The 10,863-nt window shown below is 71.5% G+C and carries 11 protein-coding genes; 7 read left to right on the forward strand and 4 right to left on the reverse strand.

Going from position 1 to position 10,863, the window contains the following annotated elements:
* The coding region (locus tag ITP53_RS33790) for a hypothetical protein (RefSeq protein ID WP_195899520.1) at positions 1-300 on the forward strand (300 nt) is incomplete at its 5' end.
* 182 nt (positions 301-482) lie between these two features.
* Complete coding sequence (locus ITP53_RS33795) at positions 483-1,982, forward strand: PucR family transcriptional regulator (RefSeq protein WP_195899521.1); 1,500 nt, start codon at positions 483-485, stop codon at positions 1,980-1,982.
* Between the two features lie 43 nt (positions 1,983-2,025).
* On the opposite strand, the gene ITP53_RS33800 is transcribed toward ITP53_RS33795, so the two are convergent.
* Entirely contained in the window at positions 2,026-3,234 is a 1,209-nt protein-coding gene (locus tag ITP53_RS33800) for a GDSL-type esterase/lipase family protein (RefSeq protein ID WP_195899522.1), read from the reverse strand.
* Between the two features lie 94 nt (positions 3,235-3,328).
* On the opposite strand from ITP53_RS33800, the gene ITP53_RS33805 reads away from it, so the two are divergent.
* Positions 3,329-3,754, forward strand: coding sequence for an archease (locus ITP53_RS33805; RefSeq protein WP_195899523.1), 426 nt, complete (start codon positions 3,329-3,331; stop codon positions 3,752-3,754).
* A gap of 8 nt (positions 3,755-3,762) precedes the next feature.
* Here the strand turns inward: ITP53_RS33805 and ITP53_RS33810 are convergent, their stop codons facing one another.
* Together ITP53_RS33810 and ggt are read right to left on the reverse strand one after the other, a co-directional pair.
* Positions 3,763-4,812, reverse strand: a complete 1,050-nt coding sequence (locus ITP53_RS33810) for an LLM class flavin-dependent oxidoreductase (protein WP_195899524.1) — start codon at positions 4,810-4,812, stop codon at positions 3,763-3,765.
* Between the two features lie 279 nt (positions 4,813-5,091).
* Positions 5,092-6,945, reverse strand: a complete 1,854-nt coding sequence (gene ggt, locus ITP53_RS33815; protein WP_195899525.1) for a gamma-glutamyltransferase — start codon at positions 6,943-6,945, stop codon at positions 5,092-5,094.
* 403 nt (positions 6,946-7,348) lie between these two features.
* Between ggt and ITP53_RS33820 the strand changes: the two genes are divergently transcribed.
* Entirely contained in the window at positions 7,349-8,758 is a 1,410-nt protein-coding gene (locus ITP53_RS33820; protein ID WP_195899526.1) for a sensor histidine kinase, read from the forward strand.
* A 30-nt stretch (positions 8,759-8,788) separates the two neighbouring features.
* On the opposite strand, the gene ITP53_RS33825 is transcribed toward ITP53_RS33820, so the two are convergent.
* A complete protein-coding gene (locus tag ITP53_RS33825; RefSeq protein WP_195899527.1) occupies positions 8,789-9,127 on the reverse strand; it encodes a MauE/DoxX family redox-associated membrane protein in 339 nt (112 codons plus the stop codon).
* A gap of 47 nt (positions 9,128-9,174) precedes the next feature.
* Here ITP53_RS33825 and ITP53_RS60540 point away from each other — a divergent pair, with 47 nt between their 5' ends.
* The 3 genes from ITP53_RS60540 to ITP53_RS56320 all read left to right on the forward strand — a co-directional run bounded on the left by ITP53_RS60540 (position 9,175) and on the right by ITP53_RS56320 (position 10,855).
* Positions 9,175-9,414 (forward strand): P-loop NTPase family protein, encoded by a 240-nt coding sequence (locus tag ITP53_RS60540; protein ID WP_195899528.1) that lies wholly within the window; start codon positions 9,175-9,177, stop codon positions 9,412-9,414.
* 5 nt (positions 9,415-9,419) lie between these two features.
* Positions 9,420-9,794: a S26 family signal peptidase gene (locus ITP53_RS33835; RefSeq protein WP_195899529.1), complete on the forward strand. Its 375-nt coding sequence runs from the start codon at positions 9,420-9,422 to the stop codon at positions 9,792-9,794.
* A 65-nt stretch (positions 9,795-9,859) separates the two neighbouring features.
* Entirely contained in the window at positions 9,860-10,855 is a 996-nt protein-coding gene (locus ITP53_RS56320; RefSeq protein ID WP_207756774.1) for a GntR family transcriptional regulator, read from the forward strand.
* Positions 10,856-10,863: the final 8 nt, after the last annotated feature.

Raw genomic sequence — 10,863 nt, forward strand, 5'->3', positions numbered from 1 at the left:
CACCTGTGGATAGCGCTGGCCAACGCCGGCCCGGTGCCCGGCGGCGTGTTCGCGCCCGACCACGTCGCGGTGCCGCGCCAGGAGGTCCTCGCCACCGGGCCGGGCTGGACCTCGCTGCGCTGCCCGCTGCGTGGTCCCGATGGCATGGGCGCGACCTGCGCGGCGAAACCCCAGCTCGCCCGGCGGCGCGCCGACCTGTTCACCGCCGCCCTGCTCGCCCCTCCCTCCCCCACCGACCCGGCAGGGCACGCGACGCCCACGCGGGACGGGACTAGGTTGGAGAGACCGGCGACGGAATGACGCGGCACCGAGCGCGTCGAGTGATACGACACCGACCGGCACGGGGAGCGATGACGCCATGGCGGTGACAACCAGGCAACTCACAGCCGGCGCGGGAGGCGATGACGCCATGGCGGTGACAACCAGGCAACTCACGGCCGGCGTCCGGACAGAACCCGAGCGGCGCGGGGGACGATGACGTCATGGCGGTGACGATCAGGCAGCTCGTGGCAGATGCCCGGCTGGGGTTGCGGGTGGTGCTCGGGCATGAGGGGCTGGACCATCCGGTGCGCTGGGTGGCGGTGTCCGAGCTGCCCGATCCCGCCCCCTGGCTGGACGGGGCCGAACTGCTGCTGACCAGCGGCATGTGGCTGCGCGACGAGCCCGACCGCACCGGCGCGGCCCAGACGTGGGCCGCCCGGCTGGCCGCCGCGGACGCCAGGGCGGTGGGCTTCGGGCTCGACCCCTGGTTCACCGAGATCCCCGCCGAGGTGATCCGAGCCACCCGCCGCCACCGGCTCACCCTCCTGGAGGTCCCGGTACGTACGCCGTTCGTGGCCGTGGACCGGGCGGTGGCCGACCTGAACGCCGCCGAGGCACGCAGCGAGGCCGAGCAGGCCCGGCGGGTGCAGCAGCGGCTCGCGGAGGCGGGCCGCGCCGGCCGGCAGGCGGTCACCGACAGGCTGGCCCGCGAGCTGCGCGGATGGGTGGCCGTCCTGGACGGCGGGCACGCGGTGACCCTGCGCGCGCCCCACGGTGAAGGGCCGTCAGGCGCGGCGCTGTCCACGCTGGCCAGGCGTGCGGACCACAGATCTCTCCACATGCTGCAGGACGAACTGGACGGCGTACCGGTGACCGCCGTGCCGCTCGGACCGGCCAGGGAACGTCGCGGCACGCTGTGCGTGGGCGCCGCGATGGTGGCGGAGCGGCCGAACTGGACGGCCGGTGTCGTCGGCACCGCCGCCGCCCTGCTCACCGTGCTGGAAAGGGGCGGAGATCGAGAGCTGCGCGGCGTGGTGGGCGGCCTGCTCGCCGAAGGGGACCCGCGTTCGGCGGCCCGGGTGGCGGCGGTGATCGACCTTCCGCTGCCGGCCGAGATGGTCGCCGTGGCGCTGGCCGGGCCGGGGCACCGCCAGGCCACGGCCAGGATCGTCGCCGCCGGCGGCTGGCCGGCCTCCCGCGACCCGGCGGTGGTGCTGGCGACCCCCGGCTTCGGCGCGGAACGGCTGCCTGGTCTGCTCGGGAGCGCACGTGCCGGGGTGTCGATGCCCAGGCCGCCCGCCGATGCGACGGCCGGAATCAGGCAGGCGCTCCTCGCCGTCGGCCTGACCACGGCGGATCGCCCCGTGGTGCACTACGCCGACACGCCCGCCATGGAGCTGGACCGCCTGCTCGCCTCCCCCGCCGCCGCCCGCTTCTCGGACGCGCTCCTCACGCCGGTGACCGCCGCGCCGGACGCCGACGCCCTGCTGGCCGCCGCCAGGGCGTGGGTCGCGGCCAACTACCGATGGGACCCGGCCGCGGCGGCGGCAGGAGTGCACAGGGAGACGATCCGCGCCCGCCTTCACCGCCTCGCCGCGCTGGCCAGCCTCGACCTCGACACACCGGGCGATCGCCTCGCCTTGTCCCTGGCCCTGACCGTACTCCCATCGCCCAGCCCCAGCCCCGGGACCTCCCGGCCACCGACCCTCCCCGCCGGCTGACTGCCTTCCGGCCCCCGTCAGGCCGTGAAGCCCGTCAGGCGCGTCAGACGTTCTTGGTGGTGAAGGGGCCGCCGTCGCCGAAGGCGTGCTCGGCGAAGCGCTCGCCGATGCGGCGGTGCGCGGCGGTGTCGGGGTGGATCTCGTCGGGCAGCGGCAGTTCGGCGTAGTCGGCATCGCCGTAGAGCTCACGGCCGTCGAGGTAGTGCAGGTACGGGTCCTCGGCCGCCCGCTCCGCGGTGATGCGGGCCAGTTCGTTCCTGATGATGGTGAGCGTCAGCCGCGTACGGTCAGAAGGATCGCCGACGGCGCGGAACCGCAGCTTCGGGGTGTCGAAGTCCGGTACGAGGGGGCCGGGCGTGTCCTCTTGGACGGGGCAGAGGATGGGAGAGACGACCAGCAGCGGTGTGGTGGGGTGCCCCTCGCGGATGGTGTCGAGGAAGCCGTGGACCGCCGGGCCGAACGCGCGCAGGCGCATCAGGTCGGTGTTGGCCAGGTTGATGCCGATCTTGATGCTGATCAGGTCCGCGGCGGTGTCCCGCATGGCCCGCGCGGTGAATGGATCGAGCAGCGCGCTGCCGCCGAACCCGAGATTGACCACGTCGGCCCCGCCCAGGGCGGCGGCCACGGCCGGCCAGATCTCGGTGGGGGCGCCGGCGTTGGATCCGTGGCTGATCGAACTGCCGTGGTGCAGCCACACCTTGCGGCCGCCGTCCGCCACGGCCTCGACCGGGGCGTCGGTGCGCAGGGCGATGAGCTCGGTGACCTCGTTGTGCGGCAGCCAGATCTCGATGTCCTTCTCGCCCGCGGGCAGGCCGGGGAACCGGGCGGTGCCGGGCGGGCCCGGCGTGGTGACGGCGGACTGGGTGGCCAGGTCGATGGTCTGTACGTTGCCGCCGGACACGACGGCCCTGCCGGTGTGACGGCCGTCGGCGAGCAGCTCGTACACGCCGTCGGGAACGGGCGGGACGCCCGGGTAGGCCCGCTTGGTGGCGAGCACGTCCAGCTCGACGGCCGTCGCCCGGGTACGGAAGACGACGCGCACGCCGGAGGGCTGAGCCTCGGCCATGGCCAGCTGCCCATCGGGGATCTGCTTCCGTGCCCGGGCAGGCAGCCGGTGCGGCAGCAGGCCGTGCGCGGTGCGTTCCACGTCGAGGGCGCCGCGCAGGAGGCGCGGATCGATGGGCGTGGTGATCCAGTCCGTCCGGCTGGTCGTCCGCCGGGGGCCAGGAGTGTCGTGGGGCTGGGACGTCATAGGGCGCAGTATGTCAACCCGAGGTCCGAGCGTGCCCGGCGGCCACGTCGGGAAGCCCCGGTCGTGAGAGTCTGAGCTGCATGGACGGCTACGGGTGAGCAGGGGACATCGCGCGGTGTCGCACATCGCCGGCATCGAGGTGGAGGCGTGGGCGGACACCCGCGAGGAGTGCCTGGCGGAGGCGGTGCGGGCACTGGTGGAGACCATCACCGACGTGGGCGACGCCGTCCCTGACGACTGCGTCGTGCTCGTCTCGGCGGAGGAGGACGACGAAACGCTGCTCGCCGCGGTGCTGGGCGAGGTGATCCGCCAGGCGGAGGGCCGTCGGGTGGCGGTGGACGTGTCCGTCGACGAGCGTACGAAGACCACCCAGGGCCAGATCGAGGTACGACTGGCCACGGTCACCATGGCGGACCACCTGCGTACGGCGCCCATGGCGGTCGCCATGTACGGGCTGCGCTTCGGCAGAACCGCCGGCGCCTGGCGGGCCCACGTGAACGTCGAGGTCCGCGACACGTAGCCGCGACATCACGCGAACGTCGGCATGATCCTTTCGTGGATCAGCCTGAGCTGGGTGTCCACGTCGGCGACCTCGGGCAGCTCCCTGCCCATGAACTGCTTGACCAGGGTGGCGTCGGTGACGGCCAGGATCATGTGGTTGACGCCGGAGGGCTCGATCTCACGCTTGATCTTCGCCACGCACTCTTCGGGCGTCCCGGCGATCGACAGGCGCTCGCCCAGCTCGGGGGTGGTGAGCTCGATCGCCCTGCTGAGATCTCCCGCCCCCAGGGCGTCGACAATGGGCTTCATGGCCGACGGGTCGACCCCGTTGCGTTCCAGTTGTTCCGCGGGCATGGACGATGCGTACAGCCCGACCATGCTCCGCGCCGCCTCCTTCGCCACGGCGGAGTTCGGGCCGGTCGCGAAGACCACCCAGGCTCCGATGTCCATGGAGGCCCAGTCCTTCCCCGCCCTCTCGGCGCCGGTCCTGAAGTTCCGCACCGCGTAGTCGTACGCCTCGCGTGTGTAGCTGAGCGCGTGGTGGACGCCGTCGGACAGCTCGCCGGCCGCCTGGAAGGACTTCGGGCCCCGCATCGCGCCCATCTTCACCGGCACGCGATCCTGCACCGGGCGGGCGAAGGTGAACAGCCCGTCGTAGGTGAAGAACTCGCCCTCGTGGGTGATCGCCCCCTCGTCGAGCAGCGTACGTACGACGTGGGCGGCCTCCTTGACCCTGGACAGCGGCCTGGTGGTGGTCCAGTCGATGGCGTACTGCGCGAGCAACCCGAAGTTGCCGCTGGACAGCACGACCTCGGCGCGGCCGCCGCTGAGCTCGTCGAGGGTGGCGGCCGCCTGCGCGATCAGGGACGGTTCGCGGAGCAGGACCGAGGAGACGCTCGGCCCGAACCTGATCCGGCTCGTCTGGAGCGACGCGGCGGCGAAGAGCAGCCACAGATCCTTGTGCCAGGTCTCGTCGGCCGCGTAGCACGCGTGGAATCCCAGCTCGTCGGCCAGCCTGATCGACGCCAGGGAGTCCTGCAGCGGGTAGTCGGGGAGCATCACATAGCTGAACTTCATCGATTCCTCCAGGGGATGGCGTCACCGGACACCTGGCGCGGCGCAAGCCGGCGGGGGGAGAGGTTCGCACGGGCGCCGTCGTCGGCGCGGCGGAAGGCCGTCCGCGACCTCGGCGTGTGGTCGGGCACCAGGGCCTCCCATCGCACGGGTGAAATCAACGCTATGAGTGGAAGATTCACTTGGCAACCTCCCGCCGGACGACGGGCGGAGGGCGGAGGGCGGGGCGGAGGGAGTCCGTGGTCCGTGTGGACCACGGACTCCCCCGGTGCGGCCGCCCGGCTACCAGCCTCCGGCGTGGCCGTCCTTCCGCCGATCGGAGCCGGCCCGGTAGACGCCGTTCACCGGGCGTTCGTAGGCGTCACCGGTACGGGGGCCGGTGTCCTTCGGCAGGATGGGCGTGGGAAGGCGTGGATCCGGCTCGAAGAGGATCCCCTGGTAGCCGCCCGCGTGGCCGTTCGCCCGGTTGAGGCGGTGGCCCATCTCCTGGAGTTTCGGGCCGACGAGATCGTACAAGTACGTGTCCAGGCTGGTGACGTCGTTCTCCTGGCTGTGGTCGAACCGCGCGACGTCGGTCGTGGCCTGGACGTTCATGCCGTGATCGATCATGTTGACGACGTGCTGCGCGTGGGCCTGCGGCTGGGTGCCGCCGCCCATGTTCCCGAACGCCATCACCGGCTTGTCGTCCTTGGTGATGAAGCTGGCGATGATGGTGATGAAGGGCCGTTTGCGCGGCTCCACCACGTTGGGATGGGTCTCGTCGAGCGTGAAGCCGGATCCGCGATTGGCCAAGACGAACCCGTAGCCCGGGATCGTGACTCTGGACCCGAAGCCGGAGTAGTTGCTGTTCACCAGCGAGACCATGTTCCCCCAGCGGTCCGCGGTGGCGAAGTAGACCGTGCTGCCCATGTCGGTTCCGTCGATCTCGGGCGGCGTCGCGCGGCCGGGGTCGATTCTGTCGCACAGCGTCGCCGCGTACTCCTTGGAGAGCAGGCGGTCGAGCGGCGGCGGATCGAACGTGGGGTCGGCGTTGTAGCGGTGCAGGTCGGAGTAGGCGAGTTTCTTCGCCTCGATGAGGAGGTGCCAGTACTGAGGGTCGCGTGGTCCCAGCGCGGCGAGGTCGAACCCGAGCCGCGGGGCGCACACGTCGAGGACGTTCAGCATTTCCAGGGCGGCGAATCCCTGGCCGGGCGGCGGCAACTGGTGCACCCGGTAGCCGTGGTATTCGGTGGAGAGGGGCGTCACCCACTCCGACTGGTATCGCGCCAGGTCGTCCAGGGCGATCACACCGCCGGCCGCCTCGGACTTCGCGACGACGGCCCTGGCGATCTCGCCCTTGTAGAACGCGTCACGACCGTTCTTCTGGATCAGGCGCAGCGCGCGTGCCATGTCCGGGTTGCGGAAGACGCTGTAGAGCTCGGGGGCCTGCCCGCCGGGAAGCCAGGTCTTCGCCGAGTCCGGGTCCTCCCTGAGCGAGTTGACGGCCGATCTCCACTGGCCGTGCATCACCTCGTGGATGGGGAAGCCGTCCTCCGCGTACGAGGCGGCCGGTTCCAGCACCTCCCTGAACCCCATGCTGCCGAAGCGCTTCAACAGCGCGTCCCATCCGGAGACGGTGCCGGGGATGACCGCGGAGTTGATCCCCCTGCTGGGGACCTCGTCGACGCCGAGCGTGTTCTTGAAGTAGTCGACCGTCCACGCCTTGGGCGCCCATCCGCTCGACGCCAGCGAGTAGAGCTTCTTGTCCTTGGCCGACCAGACGATCGCGAACAGGTCGCCGCCCATGCCCGTACTCATGGGCTCGACGGTGCCCAGCGTCGCCGACGCCGCGACGGCGGCGTCGATCGCGTTCCCCCCGTCGAGCAGGATCCGCTCCGCCGCCGCGGTGGCGAGCGGGTTGCTCGTGGCGGCGATGCCGTTGCGCGCCAGCACCTCCGAGCGCGTCTGGTCGAGGTAGCCGGCGGGACGGGTCGCCGGAACCGCTTCGTTGTTCACCCCTGGATTGGGCACGTCGGCAGTCGGCTTGCCGAAGGGGGTGTCTGAGCCTGGTTGAGGTTGCGCGAGTCCCATCCCGGGGCTCGCGTTGAGCAGGACGAGGAAGGCGGCGACTGCTAAAAGTCGGCCCTTGCGCCTCATTGGGTCTCCCTCTCTGCTGGCCGGGACATACTGCATACAGAATGTGACATATCAGGCGACTCTGCAATGGACTCCAAGTCGGAACTCTTGTCGGACCCCGGCATGACCCCCGAGCCCACCACCCGATCCGGCATCTGGTCGAGACCGAGGGCTACCGGTGGTGGCCTCTCCTTGGCGACGATCTGCCGGTCGGGAAAGATCTGCCCTGGCGGTCGTAATGTCTGGGCCAAGTTTTGGCGCGGACATGGGCAGGACCGGCAGAGTGGGTGGTTTGGCCATTACCTTCGGAAGTGTGAGCTGACCTGGACCTTTACGGAAGGGACGGGCCACCGTGGGTGGCAGCCGGGCATCATTTCTCCCAGATTCTCTTCGCGCACGCACCACGCTGGGTGTCACGGCCCTGGTGTTGGTCTTCCTTACCGTGATCGGCGCCAGCGTCGATTTCCTGGTACTGAACAGAGCCGAGGAAGCCGTCTTCCAGGATTCGCTGCGGGTCGCCGCGGGATGGCTCCAGTCCCTCCCCTCCGGCCCCGCTGAGCAGCCTGTTCCTGAGACGCGGATCGACCTCCTCCAACTCGTCGACTCCCACGGCCAGGTGGTGACGGCCAGCGCCGCGGCGGCGGGCAGAGCGCCCCTGACCACGCTGAGGCCGCCTGCCGACGACCCGGAACAACATCGCACCGAGTGCACCGCGGACGGGTGCGTCATGGTGACCGCCCTCCGGGTCCCTTCGCTGGTGACCGAGCAGCTCTGGCGGGGTGAGCCCCACTTCATCTATGTGGGGATGAAGGAGCCTCCCATCCTGGCCACGTGGCGGCTGGAGTACCTCACCGGCGCGGGAGTCGTCCTGGGCACCGCCCTCGTGGCGTGGGGGAACTGGTGGCTGGCCGGCCGGAGTCTGCGCCAGGTGGCGGCCATCCGGGAGCGGCTGTCCGAGATCACCGTGAGCGATCTGAGCCTCCGGGTGCCCACGCCGCCGGGCCACAGCGAGTACGCGCGGCTCGCCGGCACCGTCAACGAGACGCTGGCCCAGCTGGAAGAGGCGGTGAAGCAGCAACGCCGGTTCGCGTCCACCGCCTCCCACGAGCTCAGGACCCCGCTCGCCGGACTGCGTACCCGGCTGGAGGAGGCGGTGCTCTACCCCGGCGACGTCGACCCTCGCGAAACCATCGACGAGGCGTTGCCGATCACCGAGCGCCTGGAGACGATCGTCGACGACCTGCTGGTGCTGGCCCGCCTCCGCTCCGGCGGGCCCACGGCCCGCGAGCCGATCGACCTCGCCGCGCTCGTCAAGGAGGAAGCGGCGTCACGAACCGTCCCCGGCGGCGTGCCGATCCACGTGGACGCCACCCCCGGAGTCACCCTTCAAGGCAACAGGATCCAGCTGATCCGCGTCCTGGACAACCTCCTCGCCAACGCCAGGCGCCACACCCGCAGCAGGATCGACGTCACCGCCGGGCGCGTCGGCGACCAGGCGGTCGTCACGGTGACCGACGACGGCGACGGCATCGCGCCCCAGGACCGTGAACGCGTCTTCGAGCGCTTCGTCCGCCTGGAGGACAGCCGGCGCCGCGAACCCGGAGGCAGCGGGCTCGGCCTGGCCATCTCCCGCGACATCGCGCACGCCCACGACGGGACGTTGGTGATCGAGGACTCACCGCGGGGCGCGCGCTTCGTGCTGCGACTGCCGGCCGCGAACACCCCGCCGGAGGGTTCGACCGTCGGGAAGAGGCCGGACCCTCCGGCGGAGCCACGCTCCCAGACGCCCGCGGAACACGGCGTCACGTCCGATTCCACCGGGAAAAACCGGTGAGCCGCCGGGCAAGCAGCGGTTGACGCGAGCTCAGCCGGCGCCGAGCAGGTCCCACAGATCGTCGAGGGCCACGACGCCGATGACGACCGGCACCGCGGCCAGGGCCGCGACCACGACACCGCTCAGGTCGGGCCGGAACGGCGGCGCCGTCGCCGCGTACCCGGCCGCGACGGCCGCCATCGCGCCCAGCAGCCCGTTCCTGACCACGTGCCGCCAGGCGAGCGGCGAGGATCGCGTACCGAAGCAGGCGCAGGACGACCGCCGCCCGCTCAGCAGCGCGCGGGCGAGCACGGCGGCGAAGAGGGCGAGCGTCCCCCCGGCCAGGCTCAGCCCCAGCACCCGTGTCGCGGGGACGAGAACGGTGAGCACCGCGGCCGCCTCGACAACCGCGACAGCGGCTGGCGCTGGCCAGGGCGATGCTGAGGGACCGGCGTGACCTGCTGATCCTGGACGAGCCCAGCTCAGGACTGGACGCGGAGGCCGAGCACGAGGTGCACACCCGGCTGCGCGAGCACCGCGCCGGCTACACCAGCGTCCGCGCGCCGGCCCCGGCGCCTGTGCCGTTCTTCCCTCCCGAACATGTCCTTCCTGCCGAATGTCCCGAAGGAGTCCTCCCTCCAGGAAGTGCCTTCCCTTCCGGGCGTGACGGGGGCTGAGGCGGATGGGCGGTGGCGTGGTGGCGGCGCTCGTGGTGCTGGTCCTGGCCGGAGCGGGGATCGCGGGTCTGAGGCGGGCATGGGCGATCGTGGACGTGGAGGGGCGGAGCATGGAACCGGCCCTCCACGCCGGAGACCGGGTGCCGGTCAGGCGGGTGCCGCTGGAGCGGGTGCGGACCGGGGACGTCGTCGTCGTCGAACAGCCTGGCCTGGGACGACCGGGACGGCCCGGGGCCGCCGCCACGACCTCCCGGCCGGCCGGACGGCGGTGGGTGATCAAACGGGTGGCGGGAGTGCCGGGCGACCCCGTGCCCGAGGCGGTCGCCGGCGTGGTGGGAGCCGTTCCCGGAGCCCGAAGCTCATCGGCATCGTCGTCGTAGCCGGGCCGGCCTGGGCAGAACCTGCTCATTGACACGTAAGCTGTTCTACTGTTGTATAACACTCCATGACTGGTGTAGAGCTTGGTAAACGGCTCCGCATAGACCCGGATTCCGGGATCCCGATCTGGGTCCAACTGCGGACGCAGCTCGAATACATCATCGCCACCGGCGAACTGCAGCCCGGGGCCAAGCTCCCGGCCGTGCGGACCCTGGCTCAGCGGCTCGGTGTGGCCGTCGACACCGCGCGTCAGGCGTACGACGGCCTGGTACAAGCCGGCTTCGCCGAGACCCGTCAGGGCGTCGGCACCCGCGTGACCCTGCCCGCGACGTCCGCGCTGCCCGGCGGCGGCCCATGGGACCTGCGGCAGGTGGCCAAGGTGGACGGCGTACTCCTCGGACTCCTCGCGGACGGGATCACCCCCTCCGTCGCCGGGCAGGTGGTCCGGCAGCGCCTGGCCATGCTCGGTCAGGGGCTGCGAGTTTCCTTCATCGGCGTCCGAGCGTCGGCCGAGCGGTACGCGGCCACCTTGACGGCGCGGCTGCCCGAGGGCCTCGGCGCCATCGAGGCCCTGGACATCGAGGACTTCAGGCGCGCCGGCGCCAAGGGCGTCACCCACGTGATCAGCCTGGTCTTCCATGTCAGGGAGGTCGAGGAGCGGCTGGCCGAGCAGCCTGTGCGCGTGCTGCCGCTGACCTCCGAACTGGACGCCGAGGTGTTCGACCGGATCCGCCGCTTCGGCGACGGCGACCGGCTCGTCCTGGTCGCCAGGCCGGCCACCCGGCTCAGCTACGAGGCACTGATCCAGGAGCGGCACCCCGGCATCCCGCCTATGGACTTCGTCGCCGACGACGACGAGGACGCGCTGCTGCGTGCCCTGCCGCAGGCCGGCGCCGTACTGCACACCAGCGCCGCCGCCGCCGTGGTGCGGCGCGCGGCGCCGCGGGCTGAACTGGTCGAGCTGCGGCACGCCCCGAGCGAACGCTCGCTCAACCAGGTCCTGGACACGCTACGCGCCGACTGGGAACTCACGCTCCGGCTGCAGCAATCCACTCTCACCTGATCCACCGC

The sequence above is a fragment of the Nonomuraea cypriaca genome, assembly GCF_015645445.1.
Taxonomy (GTDB): Bacteria; Actinomycetota; Actinomycetes; order Streptosporangiales; family Streptosporangiaceae; genus Nonomuraea; species Nonomuraea cypriaca.